Raw genomic sequence first — 19,365 nt, 5'->3', positions numbered from 1 at the left:
TAACCTGCACACGTGACCGCCGATTCCAGCACGCCCTCCATGCGCGACCTCGTCGACGACCTCCGGGAGCGGCTGGCGCTGGTTCGCCAGGGTGGTTCGGAGAGCGCCCGCGCCAAGCACACCGGCCGGGGCAAGCTCCTCGTCCGCGACCGGGTGGACCGGCTGCTCGACCCGGGCAGCCCGTTCCTCGAGCTGAGCCCGCTGGCCGCGACCGGGATGTACGGCGCCGACGCTGGCCAGCTCAATGCGGTCCCCGCCGCCGGTGTGGTCACCGGGATCGGCAGGGTCGAGGGCCGGGAGGTGGTGGTCGTCGCCAACGACGCCACCGTCAAGGGCGGCACCTACTACCCGATGACGGTCAAGAAGCACCTGCGCGCGCAGACGATCGCCAGCGACAACCACCTGCCCTGCATCTATCTCGTCGACTCGGGCGGCGCCTTCCTCCCGATGCAGGACGACGTCTTCCCCGACCGCGAGCACTTCGGCCGGATCTTCTTCAACCAGGCCAACCTCAGCGGCCGCGGCATCCCGCAGATCGCCAGCGTCATGGGCTCCTGCACGGCCGGCGGCGCCTACGTCCCGGCGATGAGCGACGAGTCCGTGATCGTGAAGAACCAGGGCACGATCTTCCTCGGCGGCCCGCCGCTGGTGAAGGCCGCGACCGGCGAGGTCGTCACGGCCGAGGACCTCGGTGGTGGTGACGTGCACGCCCGCAAGAGCGGCGTCGTCGACCACCTGGCCGACGACGACGCGCACGCGCTGCGGATCGTGCGCAGCATTGTCGCCACCCTGCCGACGGCTTCTCGCCGGTTGAGCAGCGAGCGTGTCGAAACCCAGGGCCGAGCACCCGTGGAGGTCGAGGAGCCGCACGAGCCGCCGGAGTCGCTCTACGACGTCGTGCCGACGGACACCCGCACGCCGTACGACGTCCGCGAGGTCATCCGCCGCATCGTCGACGGCAGCCGGATGCACGAGTTCAAGAAGCTGTACGGCGAGACGCTGGTGACCTGCTTCGCGAAGATCCACGGCTACGACGTCGGCATCATCGCCAACAACGGCATCCTGTTCAGCGAGTCCGCGCTCAAGGGCGCGCACTTCATCGAGCTGTGCAACCAGCGCGGCATCCCGCTGGTCTTCCTGCAGAACATCTCCGGCTTCATGGTCGGGCGGGAGTACGAGAACCGCGGCATCGCCCGCGACGGCGCCAAGCTCGTCACGGCGGTCGCCTGCAGCGTCGTCCCGAAGTTCACCGTCGTCATCGGCGGCTCGTTCGGCGCCGGCAACTACGGCATGTGCGGGCGGGCCTACGACCCGCGCTTCCTGTGGATGTGGCCCAACGCCCGCATCTCGGTGATGGGCGGCGAGCAGGCCGCGGGAGTGCTCGCCACCGTGCGCACCGACCTGGAGACCGACGAGCAGGTCGAGGCGTTCAAGGCGCCGATCCGCGAGCAGTACGAGACGCAGGGCTCGCCCTACTACTCGACCGCGCGGCTGTGGGACGACGGTGTCATCGACCCCGCCGACACCCGCCGCGTCCTCGGCATGGGACTGGCGGTCGCCGCGCGCGTGCCGGTCCCGGCTCCCTCCTACGGCATTTTCAGGATGTGAAGGAGATGAAGACTCTCCTGGTCGCCAACCGCGGCGAGATCGCGCTGCGCATCATGCGCACCGCCACCGCCCTCGGTATCCGCACCGTCGCCGTCCACACCGCCAACGACCGCGACGGCCTGCACGTCCGCGCGGCCGACGAGGTGGTCGAGGTGCCGAGCTACCTCGACGTCGACGCCATCGTTGCGGCCGCGCGTGAGGTCGGCGCCGACGCGATCCACCCCGGCTACGGCTTCCTCTCCGAGCGGTCCGCCTTCGCGCGCGCCATCGAGGGTGCCGAGGGCCTGGTGCTGGTCGGCCCGAGCGCCGACGTCATGGACAAGATGGGCAAGAAGGACGCCGCCCGCGAGATCGCCATCGCCGCGGGCGTCCCCGTCGTCCCGTCCTACTCCACGGACGCCGACTCCTCGACGTACTCCTATCCCGTCCTAGTGAAGGCCGCAGCCGGCGGCGGCGGCAAGGGCATGCGCATCGTCCGGAGCCAGGGTGAGTACGCCGCAGCGCTGGCCGCCGCGAAGCGCGAGGCGCTCACGGCCTTCGGCGACGACACGATCCTGATCGAGAAGTACGTCGAGCACGGCCGTCACATCGAGGTGCAGGTCTTCGCCGACGCGCACGGCAACGCGGTCCACCTCTTCGAGCGCGACTGCTCGACGCAGCGCCGGCACCAGAAGGTGCTGGAGGAGGCACCGGCCCCGACGATCACCGAGGCCCAGCGCGAGGTCATCACGACCAGCGCGGTCAACCTCGCCCGCGAGGTCGGCTACACCAACGCCGGCACCGTCGAGTTCCTCCTCGACTCCGACAACGGGGAGGTCTACTTCCTCGAGATGAACACCCGCCTCCAGGTCGAGCACCCGGTGACCGAGGAGGTCGTGCGGGTCCGCGGCGAGCGCATCGACCTCGTCGAGCTCCAGCTCCGCATCGCCGACGGCGAGGAGCTCGGCTTCGACCAGGCCGACGTCACGCTGGCGGGCCACGCCATCGAGGCGCGGGTCTACGCCGAGGACTCGTTCGGCGGCTTCCTGCCGCAGGCCGGCCGCGCCGACCTGGTCCGCTGGGCGTCCTCGGCGAGGGTCGACCACGCCCTCGAGTCCGGCCAGGTCGTCAGCACCAGCTTCGACCCGATGCTCGGCAAGGTGATCGCCTGGGGCGAGGACCGGGAGGCGGCGCGCGCCAACCTCGTCGCCGCCCTCGACGGTTCGGCCGTCCTCGGCCTGACCACCAACCTCGGCTTCGTCCGGGCCCTCGCCGCGAGCGACGAGTTCCGCGACGCGACGATCGACACCGCCTGGCTGGACACCGCGCAGGTCCCGGCGCCGTCGCCGGAGATCCCGCTCCTGCTGGCGGCCTGGGTCGACGCAGCGCTGCACAGCCCGCGCTTCGCGGACAACCCCGGCGACCCGTTCGCCCCCGACGGCTGGCGCTCCGCCGGTCCGACGGCCCCGACCCTGGTCGCGCTCGAGCACGGCGGCGAGCTCCACGAGCTCCGCGTCGAGGTCGCTGCCAGCGCGATCGTCGGCTCTGACGGCGTACGGCGATCGGTGCGCGAGCGCCGGCTGGCCGACCACGTCGCCGTACTCACCATCGAGGGCCACGACGAGCTGGCCATCGTCAACGCCCAGGCCCACACGATCGAGGTGTCGCGGCACGGGCAGCGCTTCGTCTTCGAGCGGCCCGACGCGTTCGGCGACCACGGTCCTGCGCTGGGCGACGGCACCCTCGTCGCACCGATGCCCGGGACCGTCCTCGACGTCCTCGTCGCCGTCGGCCAGCAGGTTGTCGAGGGTGAGACGCTGGGAGCGATGGAGGCGATGAAGATGGAGCTCGCGCTGAAGGCGCCGTTCGCCGGCACCGTCACCGAGGTCAACGTCGCGGCCGGCCAGCAGGTCGCGCTCGGCGCCACCCTGATTGTCGTCGAGCCCGTCTCCGCTGGTTGAGCAGCGAGCGCAGCGAGCGTGTCGAAACCGAGGAGCAACGAGTGAGCACACTGCCCAGCAAGGTCACGATCTACGAGGTCGGCGCCCGCGACGGCCTGCAGAACGAGAAGGGCGTCATCTCGACCGAGGTGAAGGTCGAGTTCATCCAGCGGCTCGTGGCCGCGGGGCTGCCGATCGTCGAGGCGACCAGCTTCGTGCACCCGAAGTGGGTTCCGCAGCTCGCCGACGCGGCGGACGTGATGACCGCGCTCGGTGACGCGGGGCGGGACATGCCCGTCCTCGTCCCCAACGAGCGCGGCCTCGACCGGGCCCTCGAGCTCGGCCTCAAGCACATCGCGATCTTCGGCAGCGCGACCGAGACGTTCGCGAACAAGAACCTCAACCGCTCGCTCGACGAGCAGTTCGCGATGTTCGAGCCGACCGTCACCCGGGCGCGGGCGGCCGGGCTCGACGTGCGGGCCTATGTCTCCATGTGCTTCGGCGACCCGTGGGAGGGTGCCGTGCCGATCGAGCAGGTCGTCGGCGTCGGCAAGCGGCTCTTCGACCTCGGCGCCAGCCAGCTCAGCCTCGGCGACACGATCGGCGTCGGCACGGCCGGGCACGTCAAGGAGCTGATCGCCGGCTTCGTCGGTGCCGGGATGCACGTCGACGACCTCGCCATGCACTTCCACGACACCTACGGCCAGGCCCTCGCCAACACCTACTCCGCGTTGCAGGAGGGCATCTCGACGTACGACGCCAGCGCGGGCGGGCTCGGCGGGTGCCCCTATGCCAAGAGCGCCACGGGCAACCTCGCCACCGAGGACCTCGTGTGGATGCTCAACGGTCTCGGCATCGAGACCGGCGTGGATCTCGACGCGGTCGTGCAGACCAGCGTCTGGATGGCGCAGCACCTCGGGCGCCCCAGCCCAAGTGCCGTGGTGCGCGCGCTCGCTGCCGGTTGATCGGGCAGGATGGCCCCATGAGCCGCGTCGTCTATCTCCACATCGGCGCCCCGAAGACCGGGACGACCTACCTCCAGGACCGGCTGATGCTCAACCAGGCCTCGCTCGCCGAGCACGGCGTCACGATCCCGACCAAGAACCGGTTCGTCGACGCCGACCTGTTCCACTTCCGCGCGGCGCTCGACCTGCTCGACCAGGACTGGGGCGGCAGTCCCGGGCACGCCGTCGGTTCCTGGGACACGATGGTCAAGCGCGTCCGCAAGGCCCGCGGCACCGTGGTGATCAGCCACGAGATCCTCGCGCCGGCCAAGCCCGACACCATCGCGCGGGTGATGAACGACCTCTCCGACAGCGAGGTCCACGTCGTCTACTCCGCGCGCGACCTCGGGCGCCAGCTCCCGGCGGCGTGGCAGGAGAGCATCAAGCAGGGTCGCAAGTGGACCTTCCAGCGCTTCCTCAACAAGGTCGAGCGCGGGCAGACGTGGTTCCGCAGCGCGATGGACCTGCCCAGCGTGCTCGGCAACTGGGGCGCCAAGCTGCCGCCCGAGCGCGTGCACGTCGTCACCGTCCCGCACGACCGCGGTCCGACCGGCAACGAGCTGTGGTTCCGGTTCTGCCGCGCGTTCGGCATCGACCCGGCCTGGGCTCCGCTCGACTCCGAGCGCTCCAACCGGTCCCTCGGCATCGCCGAGACCCAGCTCGTACGCCGCCTCAACCGTCGCCTCGAGCTGCCGATGTGGCGCGATGCGACCTATGACGGGCTGATCCGCGAGCTGCTGGCCCAGGAGGTGCTGGTCGCCCGTGACTCCTTCCCGGTCAGGCTGCCGCCCGACCGCTTCGACTTCGCCGAGGCCCAGGCCGAGCAGTGGATCGACTGGATCAAGGACAACGGCGTCGACGTGATCGGTGACGTCGAGGACCTCCGCCCGATCCGCCCCAACCCCGACAAGAAGTGGCGCGACCCCGACCGGGTCAGCCCCAAGCTGCAGCTGGGTGCTGCTCTCGACGCCCTGACCACGATGACCCGCGAGGCCGCCGAGCGCACCCCGCCCGACGACCTCGGGCGCAAGCTGCGCCAGCAGGCCCGTCGGCTGCGCGAGCGTTGAGCTCCGAGCCGTCGGTCCCCGGGACCGCTCGCGCCTGGGGCTGGGTCGCTCACCTGCGTGCGGGCGGCACGACTCCGTGGGACGCGTGGACCGGTGACGGTGTCCCGACGGCGCGGGTGCTGCCCGGCGCGCAGCAGCTCGAGCTGCTGCGGCGGCTCAACCTCGCGGGCCGCGCTCCCGACGGCCTCGCCGACCGCGTGCTCACGGCCGCGGCCCCGGGTCGCGGGAAGCCCGACCTGGCGCTGGTCGGGGCCGGCCGGTCGCCGTACGGTCCGCAGCCGGTCGACCCGTCCCTGCTGCCTCCCGACGAGCTGATCCGGGTCGCCACCAGCGTTCTGGCCGAGGACCTCGTCGCCCTCGGGGTGTCCACCCCACCGCGGCGGCTGCATCGGATCTGGCACCGCCGTCACCGCCTGGCCGGTGACCCGATCGAGGTCGCCGGTGTGCGCGACCACCTCGCCAGCCGCGGCCGGCCGCCGGGCGGTCCGGGCGCGCCGGTGCTGGTGCTCGGGGGGCCGCTCGACCAGATGCTCGCCGACGTGTGGACCCGTCGTTGCTTCGAGCGCGGCTCCTTCGGGTGGCTGGAGTGGCTGCGCTTCTGGCAGCAGCGCGACGAGCTGCCCCCGCGCATCGACCTCGCTGCCGTCGCTGATCGCCACCGCGCCCAGAGCCCCGACGTGCATGTCGTGCTCGACCGGTCACAGCTTCCGGACCTCCTCGCCGTACGCCGCCTGCCACCGCCCGTCCGGCAGGGATCCGACGCCGCGGAGCTGGCCCGGCGGATCGCCACGGTCGTCGGCCTGCTCGTGCCGCCCGACGAGCGGGCTGCGCTGATGACCCACACCCTGCTGCCGCGGATGCCCGCCACCACCACGCCGCCCGTCGCGCTCCCCGCCGAGCACCGCGCGTGGGTGCAGGCGGCGGCGGAGCGCATGGCGCGGCAGCTGAGCCGCGCTGGATACGCTGTCGTCGGAGATCCCCGCGCCGTGGTGCCGACCCAGTCGGTCGCGCCCCTCGAGACCGCAGGGTCCCCGGGCGCGGCCTCCGGCCAGCAGGTGCTGGACCTCGCCGTGGCAATGCTGGTCGACGACACGTGGAAGGGACAGGGATGAAGAAGGTCCTGCTCCACGTCGGCACCCCGAAGACCGGCACGTCCTACTTGCAGGACGTCTTGTTCCGCAACCGCGAGTCGCTGCGCGAGCAGGGGATCCTCTACCCCATCGACCGCTTCGACGGGCACTTCCTGGCCGCCCTCGACCTGATGCGGCTGACGTGGGGCGGGCTGGAGACGCAGGCCGTCGGTGCGTGGGACCGGCTCGCGGAGGAGGTCCGGGAGTGGCCGGGGACCTCGATCATCAGCCACGAGATCTTCTCGACCGCGTCCCCGACCCAGATCGACCGGGCCCTGACCTCCTTCGGTGAGGGCGTCGAGGTGCACCTGATCGTGTCGGTGCGCGACCTCGTCCGCCAGGTCCCCGCGGAGTGGCAGGAGAACGTCAAGCACCGCAGCCTCGTCTCCTTCTCGCACTTCCTCGAGATGATCCGCGACCCGGCGCGTGACACCCGGATCGGTTCGTGGTTCTGGGGCGCGCAGGAGATCCCCGACATCCTCGACCGCTGGGGCTCGACGTTGCCGCCCGAGCAGGTCCACCTCGTCACCGTGCCCAGGCCGGGTGCCGCGCCCGACGAGCTGTGGCGCCGGTTCAGCCACACCTTCGGCCTCGACGGTCTCGAGCTCGACCTCACGCCCGAGCGCGCCAACCCCTCGATGGGGGTGCCGGAGACCGCGCTGCTGCGGCTGATCAACAAGCGCGTCACCCCCGTGGTCGACCCGCCCGACTACCGCCCCCTCGTGCGCGAGCTGCTCGCCCACCAGACGCTGTCGCGGCGCACCAAGTCCGCTCGCCTCGGGCTTCCGCCCGCCACCCACGAGTGGGTCCAGGAGCTGTCGCGCACCTGGGTCGAGGAGATCCAGAAGCGGGGCTACGACGTCGTCGGCGACGTCGCCGACCTGATCGGGCAGCCGGCAGAGGCCTTCAGCGACCCCGACACGGCCACCGCGGCCGACCTGCTGCCCCCGGCCCTGGATGCGATCAAGGCCCTCCTCGTCGAGGGCTCCCGGCTGCGGGAGTCGGAGGCGACCCTGGCCCGCGACCTTGACGAGACCCGACGCGAGCTCGAGATCGCGCGCCGTACCCCCGCCGAGAAGACCGTCCAGGCGATGGAGACCAGCCGCTCCGGCCGGGTCGCCCTCGGGGCCTATCGCAGGCTCCGCCGCCGCTGACCCGCGCCGTCGGGGGTAGTTAAGTGAGAGCTTGTGCTCTCAGCGGTCGAGAACGACAAAGTTTCACTTAACTACCCCCGAGTCGGCGCCCGAGCTGTCACCCACCCCGCAGCACCCGGTATTACGTCCGCGGCCGGGCGAGGATCTCGCGGTCGGCGTACCGCCCGATCTTCCAGGTCGCAAAGCCGTCGGCGCCCATGCCGACGAGACCACCGACGACGGGCACGCGCCGCCCCAGCGTGACCGCGAACCGCTTGCCGGCGACGCGGGCCACGAGGTCGGCCCCCACCTCGGCGCTGATGATCTTGTCGAGCCCGGCGTCGTGGGCTGGTGCGGTGGCAAGCGCCATGGGCGGCGCGGGGATCTTGCGCTTCTTCACGAGCTGGGCGACCGACTCCTCACCGAGCAGGGTCGTGAGGATCGCGTTGCGCACGCGCGGATCGCTCAGGTCGTGGCCGCGCAGGTGGGCGATGCCGGCGATCATCCGGCACTGCACGAGCGTCAGCCCGGTGACATTGGCGGGGATCGTCACCGCCGCGGTCACGAGGCCGCCGACGTTGGTCAGGAAGCCCTGTGCGCCGGCGTAGCGCACGTGGTTCTCGATCACGTCGTGGATGGCCCGGTCGACGTTGCCGCCCTGCTCGGCGAGCTGCTTGTCGGCGGCGGCCGCGGCGCCCGGGAGCGGGCCGACCCCCTCGATGGCGCGGTTGAGGGCCTCCCGCACGAAGGACGTCGTCAGACCCGGCGCGGCCTGCGTGATCCTGGGTGCCAGACGCTTGCTGACGTTGCCGGCCAGGCTCATCGCTCGCTCCGCTCGCTCATGGGGCCAAGACTAGGCGGCCGGCCCCGATATCGTCCTGACGTGCCCGTCCTGCCCGACCCCTCGCCGTGGGTCTTCCCCGAGCCGGCCGACTGGGACCCCGAGGACGACCTGGTGGCGATCGGCGGCGACCTCGCGCCCGGGTCCCTGCTCGCGGCCTACGAGCAGGGGCTCTTCCCGATGCCGACGGGTGGGCGGCGCTCGCCGATGGGCTGGTTCTCGCCCGTACGGCGCGGCGTGCTGCCCCTCGACGGGCTGGCGGTCTCCCGATCACTGCGACGCTCGGCGCGCACCTTCGAGATCCGGGTCGACACGGCGTTCGAGCAGGTCATCGACGCCTGCGGCGACCGCAAGCGGCCGGACGGCTGGATCACCCGCGACGTGCGCGCGGCCTACCTCGCGCTGCACGAGCTCGGCTGGGTGCACTCCGTCGAGGCGTGGCGCGACGGGCGGCTCGCGGGTGGTCTCTACGGCGTGAGCATCGGCGGGCTGTTCGCGGGGGAGTCGATGTTCCACCACGAGCGCGACGCCTCGAAGGTCGCGCTGGTCGGGCTGGTTGACCTGCTGCGCGACGAGCACGCTGACCGGCGGGTGCTCGACGTGCAGTGGCAGACGCCCCACCTTGCCTCGCTCGGTGTCGTGGAGGTCCCGCGGTCGGCGTACCTCCAGAGCCTGCGCGCCGCGCTGGGGGTCCCGCTCCCCGCTGCCTTCGCCTGACGCGACCGGATGCGGCAGGGTGGACCCCGACCGACGGCGCGACGGACGCGCCGCGTGACCAGGGGGAACCCATGAAGAAGCCTGCGAAGACCGGACTGCTCACGGCATCACTCCTGCTCGTCGGCGCGTCCGTGGTGGGCTGCGGCGGCGGAGGTGCGCCGACGGACGCATCCGAGAAGGAGTTCTGCGACAGCCTGACCAGCGTGTTCGACGACATCGACATGTCCGAGCAGCCGTCGGAGAAGGAGGCGCTGGCCCTGATCAAGGCCTGGGCCAAGGACATGGAGGAGGTCGGGACTCCCGAGAACATCTCCGACGATGCGCGCGACGGCTTCGAGCTGATGATCGAGCAGGTCGGCGAGCTCAAGGAGGACGACAGCGCCGCGGACCTCGAGAAGCTCGACGAGTCGCTCTCCGACAGCGAGAAGAAGGCGACCGAGGCGTTCGAGAAGTACTCCACCGACACCTGCGGCTCGATGATGGACCAGGACCTCCCCGAGGTCCCGACGCCCTCCAGCTGACCTACTTCAGCAGCTTGCTCATCCGGCGGTCCGCCAGCGGCTTCCCGCCGGTCTGGCAGGTTGCGCAATATTGCAGGCTCGAGTCGGCGAAGGACACCTCGCGGACCACGTCACCGCACACCGGGCAGGTCTGGCCGGTGCGGCCGTGGACCGCGAGGTTCGTCCTCTTCTCGCTCTTGAGCTCGCTCGCGTGCAGTCCGCGGGACCGCTCGACCGCGTCGCCGATCGTGTCCTTGACGGCGTTGAACAGCGTCTCCAGGTCGCCGTCCTCGATGCTGCTCGCTGGCTTGTACGGCGACATGCGGGCCGCGTGCAGGATCTCGTCGGAATAGGCGTTGCCGATGCCGGCGATCGTGCCCTGGTGGCGCAGCACACCCTTGATCTGCTTGCGCCCCTCGGACTGCAGGATCGCGCCGAGCACCTCGATCGTGAACGCGTCGTCGAGCGGGTCGGGCCCGAGCCGGGCGATGCCGGGGACGTCCTGCGGGACGCGCACGACGTAGATGGCGAGGCTCTTCTTGGTGCCCGCCTCGGTGACATCGAGCCCCGCCTCGTCGTCGATCACGATCCGTGCCGCGAGCGGGTTCTTGCTGTTCGGCCGGGCCGGCAGCGGAGGGACCTCGTCGCGCCAGCGCACCCAGCCCGCGCGGGCCAGGTGCATGATCAGGTGGGTGCCTGACGCAGTGATGTCGAGGAACTTGCCGTGCCTCGTGACGTCCTCGACCAGCGTGCCGTGCAGGGCGTGCAGGGGCGGGTCGAAGGTCTTCAGCGCACTGAAGGCCGCCAGGTCGATGCGGGTGATCGCACGGTCCAGGAGCCGGCCCTTGAGATCGAGGGCCAGTGCTTCCACCTCGGGCAGCTCGGGCATGCTGCCGAGCATAGATGTCCGGGTCTTGACGAGCCGGGGAGAATGGAGCATGGCCCTCGCCCGACCGTTGCCGATGACGGGTTCGATCTTCTTCGACGCCCGTGGTGAGGACCGCGCGCTGCGCGTCTCGTGGCACCACGACGCCGACCTGGTCGTCGTGTCGCTGTGGCGCGACAACGTGTGCAGCGGCTCCTTCCGGCTGACCGTCGAGGAGGTCCCGGCGCTCATCGACCTGCTCAGGCGCGGGCTCGACGCGGCGTACGCCGTCGCGGCCTCCCGCGAGGACACCCGACCGCTGCACGCGGCCGGCATCCACCACGCCGGCTGAGCAAATCTAGGGAATTCACTAGATCCCCCGATACCGTCGCATCGTGGACCCGATCAGGAACCCGTATGCCCCCGGTGCCGGCCAGCGTCCGCCCGAGCTCGCCGGTCGCGACGAGCAGCTCGCCGCGTTCGACGTGGTGCTCGAGCGGGTGGTCAAGGGCAGGCCCGAGCGCTCGCTGGTGCTGACCGGCCTGCGCGGGGTCGGCAAGACGGTGCTGCTCAACGCGCTGCGTTCTGCTGCCGTACGGCGACGCTGGGGGACCGGCAAGCTCGAGGCGCGTCCCGACCAGGGACTGCGCCGGCCGCTGAGCAGTGCGCTGCACCAGGCCGTGCGCGAGCTCGGCCACACCGACGCCGACAGCGTCGACCACGTGCTCGGCGTGATCAAGGCGTTCGCCCACCGCGACGCCGGCGCCGGGGCCAAGCTGAAGGACCAGTGGAGCCCGGGCATCGACGCGGCGGTGGTGCGCGGGCGCGCCGACTCCGGCGACATCGAGATCGACCTGGTCGAGCTGTTCACCGACGTCGGCGGACTGGCCGCGGACGTCGGCAAGGGCATCGCGATCTTCATCGACGAGATGCAGGACCTCGGACCCGACGACGTCTCGGCGCTGTGCGCGGCCTGCCACGAGATCAGCCAGTCGGGCCTGCCGGTGATCGTCGTCGGCGCCGGACTTCCACACCTGCCGGCCGTGCTGTCGGCGTCGAAGTCCTACTCCGAGCGACTCTTCCGCTACCAGCGCATCGACCGGCTCGCGCGCGACGCCGCCGACCTCGCGCTGACCGCGCCCGCCCAGGACGAGGACGCGGCCTTCACCGCCGACGCCCTCGCGGCGATGTATGCCGCGACCGGTGGCTATCCCTACTTCATCCAGGCCTACGGCAAGGCCGTCTGGGACCGCGCCCCGCGCTCGCCGATCACGCTGGACGACGTGCTGGTCGCGACCCCCGAGGCGGAGTCGGAGCTCGCGGTCGGCTTCTTCGGCTCGCGCTACGAGAGGGCGACGCCGGGGGAGCGGGAGTACCTCCGCGCGATGGCCGATGTCGCGGCCGCCTCCGAGGCCACCCCGCCGGTTGAGCTCGTCGAAACCCAGGGCGTGCCCACCGCCGACGTCGCCGCCGCCCTCGACAAGAAGCCGCAGTCACTCTCCCCGGCCCGCGACGCGCTGCTCAAGAAGGGCCTCATCTACTCCGGCGAGCGCGGCCGGATCGCCTTCACCGTGCCCCACTTCGGGCGCTACCTCCGCGAGCACGTCGGCTGACGCAAACCGTTGGCGCGCGGACGCGCCGCTGTGCGAGGCTGGGACGCAGTGGCGCCGTCCAGCGCCCAGCCCACGCGTCGGCCCCAGTCCGAGCGAGGTGGCGAAGGGGAGCGGATCCTCGGGCGCACGCACTGACACTCGACGCTCACACGCACTGCGGCGGCGCACTGGGGACGCACGCGCAGTCGGAGTGAATGACAGTGACCAGGAACAGCGACTTCAAGGGCGTCGTCCGCGCGCGGATGGCCGAGACCGGCGAGACCTACACCGCAGCGCTCGCGGCGGTCGAGGCCCGCGACCATGCGGCGTACGGCGCAGCGCGCGCCGAGCAGGATCGGCTGGTCGCGCGCCTGTTCACCGACGGCCGGCTCGCCCAGATCCCGGCGAAGCGCAAGACGCGTGCCGCCGCGCTGCTCGAGGTGCTGAGCCGCTTCGAGCCGGGCCGCGACTACGCCGAGCCGGAGGTCAACGAGGTGCTCCTCGGGGTGCACGAGGACTTCGCCTACCTGCGCCGCGAGCTGGTGAACTACCGCTACCTGTCGCGCGCCGAGGGTGTCTACCGCGTCGTCGCCACCGCCCCGGAGCGGTCCCGCATCGAGGTCCAGGAGATCCCGGCGTGGGAGGGCCACTGGTTGCCGGGGTTCGTCGCCGGTCACTAGCGGACACGATCGGTCCGCATGCGACGAGAGGGTTGTTCCACCGGACAAGCGAAAACGACCTCCAGGAGCAGCCATGATCCAGCCCGCCCGTCTCGACGAAGCCGCCGCCCTCGCCACCTTCCTGCGCGAGCAGGTGGGGGCCGTGCGCAACGCCGCCCACGGCCTCACCGAGGAGGAGGCCCGCCTCGCGCCCGCCAGGAGCGACCTGAGCATCGGCGGCATCCTCAAGCACCTGACCGTCGCCTGGTCGTCGTGGCAGCGCCGGGAGGCCTGCGAGCGAGGCGATCGCGGCTGGGAGCTGACCGAGGCCGACTACGGCCAGTTCTACGGCAGCTTCGCGCTGACCGAGGAGGAGACGCTGGAGCAGGTCCTCGAGCAGTACGACGCCGCGACGACCGCCCTCGTCAGCGCGCTCGAGTCCATGGACCCGGAAGCGGAGGCGCTGGCGCCGCCCGCGCCGTGGTTCGGCCGGATGGAGCCCGTTGCGGTGACCAAGCGGTTGCTGGCCCTGCACCAGATCGAGGAGTTCGCCCGGCACGCCGGCCACGCCGACGTGATCCGCGAGCAGCTCGACGGCGCCAAGGCGGGCGAGCTGACCCTGGCCGTCAAGGACCTGCCCGGCAACGACTTCATCCAGCCCTGGCGCCGGGCGGCCGGCTGACCTGCGACCGTGTGGACCTGGAGTCACCTGCAGGCACCAGATCCACACAGTCGGCCCGGCCCGCCTGAGCGTGTCCACGCGTGCGCCTGCCCCACCGCCATACGCTGCTGGCATGAGGCCGCAGGTCGTCGCCCACCGCGGCGCGAGCCACGAGAATGCCGAGCACACCTTGCGTGCCTACAAGCGCGCGATCGAGGTCGGGGCAGAGGCGCTCGAGTGCGACGTGCGGCTGACGGCCGACGGGCACCTCGTGTGCGTGCACGACCGCAACCTGCGGCGGACCGCCACGACCCGCGGCGTCATCTCCACGATGAACCTCGAGGAGCTCGACGAGCTCGACTTCGCGTCCTGGAAGAACCCGTGGGCGGAGATGGACGACGAGGCGCCCGACCTCGACCCGGAGGAGCACAAGGTCCTCACGCTGCGCAAGCTGCTCGAGACGGTCGCCGACTCCGGACGTCGCGTCGAGCTCGCGATCGAGACCAAGCACCCGACGCGCTACGGCGGCCTCGTCGAGCGCCGCCTCGTGGAGCTGTTGGCCGACTTCGGCTGGACCGGCGCGGACTCGCCGGCGCGCGTGATGAGCTTCAGCCTCACCGCGCTGCAGCGGGTCCAGCGGATGGCGCCGCAGATCCCGAAGGTGATGCTGATCGAGAAGGCGCACCACTGGCCCGTGCTGCGGCGCACGGTCGGCAAGGACTGGATCATGGGTCCCGGCATCGGTGAGCTGCGCGACCACCCCGGCCTGGGCAAGCACCTGCGGCTGGCCGACCGCGAGATCCACGTGTGGACGGTCAACACCGCCGAGGACCTCCAGATCTGCCTCGACCTCGGGGTGACCGCGGTGATCAGCGACAAGCCGGCCTACATGCTCGAGCTGCTGGGAGCGCGCTGAGGAATCCGACCTGCTGCGCGACGACCGGATTCCTCAGCACACACCCCGACGTATAGCGTCTGCGCCATGGCCAAGAAGTCCCGCACCAAAGCCCGTGACACTGCTCCCGTCGAGGGAGAGGTCGGCCCACGCCAGCCCTGCCCCTGCGGATCGGGCAAGCGCTACAAGGCGTGCCACGGTGCCGCCGGCGGCGCCGCCCAGGCGTTCGTCAGCCGCCCCTTCGAGGGGATGCCCGGCGAGTGCGACGTGATCGCCCTGCGCGAGCTCGTCCCGGCCGCCACCGTCCCGCTCACGGTGCCGAGCACCGACCGCGAGGTCCGGCTGTGCACGCTGCTGCCGATGGCGGCCCCGGCGATGGTCCGCGACAGTGGCGCGATCTGGCTCGGGCTGCAGGTCGCGCATGCGTACGGCGACCCCGCGCGCGATCTCGGTGCCGTGCTCGAGGCCGCGATCGCGACCGAGGAGTCCGGCATCGTCGGCCTCACCTCGGCGCCCGGCGAGGGCCCGCGCCTGCAGGACCTCATCACCAACGACTCGCTCGACATCACCGTCCACGACGGCTTCGGCTACTGGATCGACGACATCGCCGACCAGGACGACTCCATGCTCGCCGCGCTCGAGCAGGCCAACGGATCGGCCAACCCGACCACGAGGCTCGAGAGCGTCGAGGCGGCGTACTGGACCAACGTCGGGACCAAGGAACACCTCCGCTGGGTGATGCCCCACCAGGAGGACGAGCTCCTCACCGCGCTGGCGCGCCTGCACGCCGCCGGGCAGGACTCGGTGGCCGACGGCTCGCGCTTCGTCGGCATGTTCCGTGCGCACGGTCTGCTCGCCCCGGTGTGGGACCTGCCGGTCGGCACGGGGGCCGAGGTGCTCGAGGGGCCGGCCGCGAAGTTCGCAGTCGCCCTCGCCGACGCGCTGGCCCAGAGCGACGACCTGAGCGCCGCCGAACGCTCCGCCCGCGCGGGCCTGGCCAACCGCCAGGTCACCATTCGGTGAAGTTCATCGCCTGACGTCTTGTATGTGAGGTGACTGAGGGGTAGTTTTCTCCTGCCCGGCCGTTGTTGTATCCCCCGTCAACATCGGCCGGGCTTTCACTTTTCAGTCGCACGCGGCGAGAGCTGCGGAAGACCCAGGACCGGCCCCGCGTGGGCCGGTTTCGACGTTTCGAGGGCTTGTCACCGCCGTAGGGCCGGGATCGACGTCGTCGGTGGCGGCACCCGGCGGGTGTCCGCAGTCCGGAAGCGCTGACAGACCGGCCGCCGGCGGTCTACCGTGTGAGCCCCCTGGCGTGACGCCGGTCACGCAGGGCGACAAGGAGCTCTCGTGTTCACCACTTCAGTTCGGACCTTGGTTGCCACCGCGATTGCCGTCGCCCTCGCGATCGCCGGCATGGCCGTGCTCGTCGGCTCGAGCGGCAGCGCCACGGCGTCGGCCAGCTCGATGTCGAGCGCCTGCGCCGCCGAGGCCAAGGAGCTGACGGACTCGGCCAACGCCGCCCAGGAGGCGGGGCTGAAGGTCCGCAAGGCCAAGAAGCGCCTGAAGCGGGCCAAGCGCTCCGGCGACGCGGCCAAGATCAAGGCGGCGAAGCGCAGGCTGCGCAAGGCCAGGAAGGACCTGGCGCTGCAGGTCGAGTGGTACACCATCTCGCGCGCCGCCTACGACAAGTGCATGAAGGCCAACCCGAGCACCACGGCCACCCCGAGCCCGACGTCCACGTCGACCGCGACGACCTCGCCCACCAGCACCGCATCGCCGACGAGCTCGCCGACCACGACGTCCCCGACGGCCACGCCCTCGCTGCCGTTGCCGTTGCCGACGTGCCTGCCGACCATTCCGGGCGTCCCGCTGCCGCCGCTGTGCCTGCCCTGATACCGGGTCCCCGACAGGCCTGAGGGCGTCGGCTCAGTCGCCCTTGGGCCGCTGGAGCCGCCACGCCTCCAGACGGGCATAGCCCTTGACCGACACCCGGCGCAGCCGCCGGAAGCGATAGTCGAGCTCCGGGCTGTCCGAGTCGTCCGTGCTGTCCGCGGCCTCGTCGTCCTCGGTCGGCTCCTCGGGCTCCTCGGCCTCGGTGTCGTCGGTCGACGCGCCCGTGAGCTCGTCGTGGGCGCCGCGGTCGATCACGACGGTGCCCGGCTTGGCCACGGAGGTCAGCCGGGCGGCGATGTTGACCGTCGACCCGAAGACGTCGCCGAGTCGGCTGACGACCAGTCCGTAGGCGATCCCGGCGCGCACGGAGGGGAAGGGGTCGTCCTCGTCGCTGCCCCGCTCGGTGAGGGCCAGCGCGATCTCGACGGCGGCGGCCGGCTCGTCGGTGGTGAACAGGATCTCGTCGCCGATCGTCTTGATCACCCGGCCGCCGTGGTCGATGACCGTGCCCGTGGCGACCTGCTCGAAGCCCTCGATCCACTCGACCAGCGCGTCCTCCTCCAGCGACTTGCTGCGCGTGGTGTAGCCGACGATGTCGACGAAGCAGACCGCCATCTCGCGCTCCGGGTTGCTCGGGGTCCCGGTGGTGAGCAGCCGGTTGCTGGCGCTGCTCAGGTGGCGTCGCCAGACGTAGGACTGCAACGCCTCCACGCGGGGCAGCACCCCGGCAGCCAGCTCGGCGAGCCGGACCTCCGGGTTGGGGCCGTCGACCGCGACACCGGCCAGCAGGGAGATCTGCCACTCCGCCAGGCGCGCATAGCTACGACCCCAGGTGCGCACCAGCGCCGCCTGCGACTCCGGCGGCAGGATGCCCATGCGCATGAGGTCGATGGTGAGCTGCAGCGCCTCGACGTCGCTCTCGGTGAACGCCACCGTCTCGTCGGTGACGTGGGCGAAGCCGAGCTGACGCCACAGCTCCTGGGCGAGCTCGAGGGGCACGCCGGCCTGCTCGGCGACCTCGATGCGCGTCAGTGTGGGCGGCCCGCCGAGGAGGAATGCCTCGATGGACTCGATGATGTCGCCGAAGTCGGAGTCGCTCACCCTCGCTCCGGCCCGGCTCAGGCTTCGCCGTGGCGCTCGGCCGCGGCCCGCGACAGCGCCTCGGCGAAGGCCGGGATCTCGGCCACGAGCTGCTCGAGCTGCTCGCTGGTGTAGTGGATGGCCTCGATGGGCGTCAGTGCCACGATCGTCGCCGAGCGCAGGGTGTGGTTGACGATCGCGGCCTCGCCGATGATCTGGCCCGGTCCGAGCTGGGCGATCTCGGTCCCGTGCCGGCGTACGGACACCTCACCCGTGGTGATGATGTAGGCCTTGTCGGCAGGGGTGCGCTCGCCGATCGGGGACCAGCCCGCGGGCAGCGTCACCGGCGTGCCGGTGGACCTGACCCGCTCGGCCTCGGCGGCGGAGAGAGCATCGAAGATGGAAGTCGTCATGAGTGGTGCCTATCGCTAGGGGGCTGTGTCCTCACCAACGTGGATCCGGGCCCGAGGATATGGGTTGTCGACCCCGTCAGTCGACGGAGAGTGGCTGGCGCTCGACCGGGCAGGACATGCAGCGCGGGCCGCCACGTCCCGAGCCGAGCTCCGAGCCCGCGATCCGGATGACCTCGATGCCGGCCTCCTCGAGGCGGTCGTTGGTCTCGTCGTTGCGCTCGTAGGCCACGGCGACCCGCGGCGCGAGGGCCAAGGTGTTGTTGCCGTCGTCCCACTGCTCGCGCTCCGCGGTCACCGGGTCGAGGCCCGTGTCGATCTGGTGGAGCGTGTCGATCTGCATCGCCTTGGCGGCCGCGACGAGGAAGTGCTCCGCCGGCGCGACCTCGAGGACCAGGTCGGTGTCGGCGTCGCCGCGCTCGCGAACGGTGACCGCGTGCGCCATCAGCTCGTGGGCGACGTTGGGATACATCACGACCTTGTCGACGTCGACCATCGTGCACACGGTGTCGAGGTGCATGGTCGCGCGTTCCTGCGCGATCGGCACCGCGAGGACGGTGTGCGCCAGGTCGGCGTGGAACACCTGCCGCGCCAGCCGCTCCACACCGGCCGGGGTGGTGCGCTCGCCGACGCCGACCGCGATCACGCCGGGCGCCAGCAGCAGCACGTCACCGCCCTCGACGTGCTCGTTGTGCCAGCCGTGGATCTTCTGGGTGCGTACGGCGAAGCGCGGGTGCAGCGTGTAGATCAGCTCGGTCAGCTGCGTCTCGCGCTTGCGGGCCGGCATCGCCAGGCTGGTGATGGCGACGCGGTCGCGCACCCACACGCTGGAGTCGCGGGTGAACAGCAGGTTGGGCAGCGGGTCGATCAGGAAGTCGTAGGGGCTCAGCAGGCTCGTCACCAGCCCGTGCCCGCCGCGCACCTCGTCGTTGCGGATGCCGGCCGTCAGCAGGCCGGTGAGCTCCTCGGGGGATGCGTCGGCGAGCGCCACGGCGAGGTAGTCGCGCAGCGTGTCGCCCAGGTGCAGCCCGCTCAGCGCCGAGCTGATCGCGTCGGCACGAGCCTCCTCGCTGGCGAGCGTCTCGGTGAGCAGCTCGGTCAGGTAGAGGACCTCGACCCCACGTCCGCGCAGGGTGTCGGCGAACGCGTCGTGCTCCTCCTGCGCCCGACTCACCCACGGGATGCCGTCGAAGAGCAGCTTGTCGTTGTTGCGGGGCGTCAGTCGTTTCAGCTCGTTGCCGGGGCGGTGCAGCATGACGGTGGTGAGGGTGCCGACTTCGCTGTCGGCGCCGTGCGTGTGAGCCATGCCACGAGCCTAGCCGCGTCCGGCCCGCACGGTCCTCGTCGCCGTACGCCTGTAGGGGTTGTGGCCCCCACCTGCGGCGATC

The 19,365-nt window shown here is 71.4% G+C and carries 20 protein-coding genes; 15 read left to right on the top strand and 5 right to left on the bottom strand.

The genetic code is table 11. The features are described from left to right. Positions 1 to 12 precede the first annotated feature (12 nt). From C9J87_RS06610 to C9J87_RS06585, 6 genes are read left to right on the top strand one after another with little or no spacing between them, the layout of a single operon-like run. A complete protein-coding gene (locus tag C9J87_RS06610) occupies positions 13 to 1,608 on the top strand; it encodes a carboxyl transferase domain-containing protein (RefSeq protein WP_269801726.1) in 1,596 nt (531 codons plus the stop codon). A 5-nt stretch (positions 1,609 to 1,613) separates the two neighbouring features. Beyond that, positions 1,614 to 3,548 (top strand): ATP-binding protein, encoded by a 1,935-nt coding sequence (locus tag C9J87_RS06605; protein WP_107705041.1) that lies wholly within the window; start codon positions 1,614 to 1,616, stop codon positions 3,546 to 3,548. Between the two features lie 41 nt (positions 3,549 to 3,589). After that, positions 3,590 to 4,492 carry a hydroxymethylglutaryl-CoA lyase gene (locus C9J87_RS06600; RefSeq protein ID WP_107705040.1) on the top strand — a complete coding sequence of 301 codons (903 nt, stop codon included), beginning with the start codon at positions 3,590 to 3,592 and terminating at the stop codon, positions 4,490 to 4,492. A 17-nt stretch (positions 4,493 to 4,509) separates the two neighbouring features. Beyond that, the gene (locus tag C9J87_RS06595) at positions 4,510 to 5,598 is read left to right on the top strand and encodes a hypothetical protein (RefSeq protein WP_107705039.1); all 1,089 of its coding nucleotides are present in this window, start codon (positions 4,510 to 4,512) and stop codon (positions 5,596 to 5,598) included. After that, positions 5,595 to 6,710, top strand: coding sequence for a hypothetical protein (locus C9J87_RS06590; RefSeq protein ID WP_107705038.1), 1,116 nt, complete (start codon positions 5,595 to 5,597; stop codon positions 6,708 to 6,710). Before C9J87_RS06595 ends, C9J87_RS06590 begins: the two co-directional genes overlap by 4 nt. Then, on the top strand, positions 6,707 to 7,882 hold the full coding sequence (locus tag C9J87_RS06585; protein WP_107705037.1) for a hypothetical protein: 1,176 nt from the start codon (positions 6,707 to 6,709) through the stop codon (positions 7,880 to 7,882). Before C9J87_RS06590 ends, C9J87_RS06585 begins: the two co-directional genes overlap by 4 nt. A gap of 121 nt (positions 7,883 to 8,003) precedes the next feature. Here the strand turns inward: C9J87_RS06585 and C9J87_RS06580 are convergent, their stop codons facing one another. Further along, on the bottom strand, positions 8,004 to 8,684 hold the full coding sequence (locus tag C9J87_RS06580) for an EcsC family protein (RefSeq protein ID WP_010831162.1): 681 nt from the start codon (positions 8,682 to 8,684) through the stop codon (positions 8,004 to 8,006). 60 nt (positions 8,685 to 8,744) lie between these two features. On the opposite strand from C9J87_RS06580, the gene aat reads away from it, so the two are divergent. Together aat and C9J87_RS06570 are read left to right on the top strand one after the other, a co-directional pair. Continuing rightward, positions 8,745 to 9,419: a leucyl/phenylalanyl-tRNA--protein transferase gene (gene aat / locus C9J87_RS06575; protein WP_010831163.1), complete on the top strand. Its 675-nt coding sequence runs from the start codon at positions 8,745 to 8,747 to the stop codon at positions 9,417 to 9,419. A gap of 71 nt (positions 9,420 to 9,490) precedes the next feature. Further along, a complete protein-coding gene (locus C9J87_RS06570; RefSeq protein ID WP_010831164.1) occupies positions 9,491 to 9,940 on the top strand; it encodes a hypothetical protein in 450 nt (149 codons plus the stop codon). A gap of 1 nt (position 9,941) precedes the next feature. Here C9J87_RS06570 and C9J87_RS06565 read toward each other — a convergent pair whose 3' ends face one another. Then, positions 9,942 to 10,808 carry a DNA-formamidopyrimidine glycosylase family protein gene (locus C9J87_RS06565; RefSeq protein ID WP_036491769.1) on the bottom strand — a complete coding sequence of 289 codons (867 nt, stop codon included), beginning with the start codon at positions 10,806 to 10,808 and terminating at the stop codon, positions 9,942 to 9,944. 49 nt (positions 10,809 to 10,857) lie between these two features. Between C9J87_RS06565 and C9J87_RS06560 the strand changes: the two genes are divergently transcribed. The 7 genes from C9J87_RS06560 (at position 10,858) to C9J87_RS06530 (ending at position 16,487) form a co-directional block, all read left to right on the top strand. Beyond that, complete coding sequence (locus C9J87_RS06560) at positions 10,858 to 11,136, top strand: hypothetical protein (RefSeq protein WP_051204078.1); 279 nt, start codon at positions 10,858 to 10,860, stop codon at positions 11,134 to 11,136. A 43-nt stretch (positions 11,137 to 11,179) separates the two neighbouring features. Then, positions 11,180 to 12,397 (top strand): ATP-binding protein, encoded by a 1,218-nt coding sequence (locus C9J87_RS06555; protein WP_010831166.1) that lies wholly within the window; start codon positions 11,180 to 11,182, stop codon positions 12,395 to 12,397. Positions 12,398 to 12,597: 200 nt separating this feature from the next. Further along, on the top strand, positions 12,598 to 13,056 hold the full coding sequence (locus C9J87_RS06550; protein WP_107705036.1) for a DUF2087 domain-containing protein: 459 nt from the start codon (positions 12,598 to 12,600) through the stop codon (positions 13,054 to 13,056). Between the two features lie 73 nt (positions 13,057 to 13,129). Next, a complete protein-coding gene (locus C9J87_RS06545; RefSeq protein ID WP_010831168.1) occupies positions 13,130 to 13,717 on the top strand; it encodes a mycothiol transferase in 588 nt (195 codons plus the stop codon). Between the two features lie 112 nt (positions 13,718 to 13,829). Next, positions 13,830 to 14,612 (top strand): glycerophosphodiester phosphodiesterase, encoded by a 783-nt coding sequence (locus C9J87_RS06540; protein WP_107705035.1) that lies wholly within the window; start codon positions 13,830 to 13,832, stop codon positions 14,610 to 14,612. Positions 14,613 to 14,678: 66 nt separating this feature from the next. Beyond that, positions 14,679 to 15,614, top strand: coding sequence for a DUF5926 family protein (locus tag C9J87_RS06535; protein ID WP_010831170.1), 936 nt, complete (start codon positions 14,679 to 14,681; stop codon positions 15,612 to 15,614). A 327-nt stretch (positions 15,615 to 15,941) separates the two neighbouring features. After that, entirely contained in the window at positions 15,942 to 16,487 is a 546-nt protein-coding gene (locus tag C9J87_RS06530) for a hypothetical protein (RefSeq protein WP_157953130.1), read from the top strand. A gap of 33 nt (positions 16,488 to 16,520) precedes the next feature. On the opposite strand, the gene C9J87_RS06525 is transcribed toward C9J87_RS06530, so the two are convergent. From C9J87_RS06525 to C9J87_RS06515, 3 genes are all read right to left on the bottom strand, one after another. After that, a complete protein-coding gene (locus C9J87_RS06525; protein WP_232819886.1) occupies positions 16,521 to 17,588 on the bottom strand; it encodes an adenylate/guanylate cyclase domain-containing protein in 1,068 nt (355 codons plus the stop codon). Between the two features lie 17 nt (positions 17,589 to 17,605). Continuing rightward, the gene (locus C9J87_RS06520; RefSeq protein ID WP_107705033.1) at positions 17,606 to 17,980 is read right to left on the bottom strand and encodes a Crp/Fnr family transcriptional regulator; all 375 of its coding nucleotides are present in this window, start codon (positions 17,978 to 17,980) and stop codon (positions 17,606 to 17,608) included. Between the two features lie 76 nt (positions 17,981 to 18,056). Then, positions 18,057 to 19,283: an arginine deiminase gene (locus tag C9J87_RS06515; protein ID WP_107705032.1), complete on the bottom strand. Its 1,227-nt coding sequence runs from the start codon at positions 19,281 to 19,283 to the stop codon at positions 18,057 to 18,059. Between the last annotated feature and the right edge of the window lie 82 nt (positions 19,284 to 19,365).

The organism is Nocardioides allogilvus (assembly GCF_003047285.1).
Classification (GTDB): domain Bacteria; phylum Actinomycetota; class Actinomycetes; order Propionibacteriales; family Nocardioidaceae; genus Nocardioides; species Nocardioides allogilvus.
Note: the sequence above shows the minus strand (reverse complement) of the source record. Positions and strands in the feature narration are given on the sequence as shown.

Excerpts from the sequence above, each read along its gene's own strand:
- C9J87_RS06605 (WP_107705041.1), top strand. The coding sequence starts at position 1,614 with ATGAAGACTCTCCTGGTCGCCAACCGCGGCGAGATCGCGCTGCGCATC.
- C9J87_RS06595 (WP_107705039.1), top strand. The coding sequence starts at position 4,510 with ATGAGCCGCGTCGTCTATCTCCACATCGGCGCCCCGAAGACCGGGACG.
- C9J87_RS06585 (WP_107705037.1), top strand. The coding sequence starts at position 6,707 with ATGAAGAAGGTCCTGCTCCACGTCGGCACCCCGAAGACCGGCACGTCC.
- C9J87_RS06580 (WP_010831162.1), bottom strand. The coding sequence starts at position 8,684 with ATGAGCCTGGCCGGCAACGTCAGCAAGCGTCTGGCACCCAGGATCACG.
- C9J87_RS06570 (WP_010831164.1), top strand. The coding sequence starts at position 9,491 with ATGAAGAAGCCTGCGAAGACCGGACTGCTCACGGCATCACTCCTGCTC.
- C9J87_RS06565 (WP_036491769.1), bottom strand. The coding sequence starts at position 10,808 with ATGCCCGAGCTGCCCGAGGTGGAAGCACTGGCCCTCGATCTCAAGGGC.
- C9J87_RS06560 (WP_051204078.1), top strand. The coding sequence starts at position 10,858 with ATGGCCCTCGCCCGACCGTTGCCGATGACGGGTTCGATCTTCTTCGAC.
- C9J87_RS06545 (WP_010831168.1), top strand. The coding sequence starts at position 13,130 with ATGATCCAGCCCGCCCGTCTCGACGAAGCCGCCGCCCTCGCCACCTTC.
- C9J87_RS06540 (WP_107705035.1), top strand. The coding sequence starts at position 13,830 with ATGAGGCCGCAGGTCGTCGCCCACCGCGGCGCGAGCCACGAGAATGCC.
- C9J87_RS06535 (WP_010831170.1), top strand. The coding sequence starts at position 14,679 with ATGGCCAAGAAGTCCCGCACCAAAGCCCGTGACACTGCTCCCGTCGAG.
- C9J87_RS06520 (WP_107705033.1), bottom strand. The coding sequence starts at position 17,980 with ATGACGACTTCCATCTTCGATGCTCTCTCCGCCGCCGAGGCCGAGCGG.
- C9J87_RS06515 (WP_107705032.1), bottom strand. The coding sequence starts at position 19,283 with ATGGCTCACACGCACGGCGCCGACAGCGAAGTCGGCACCCTCACCACC.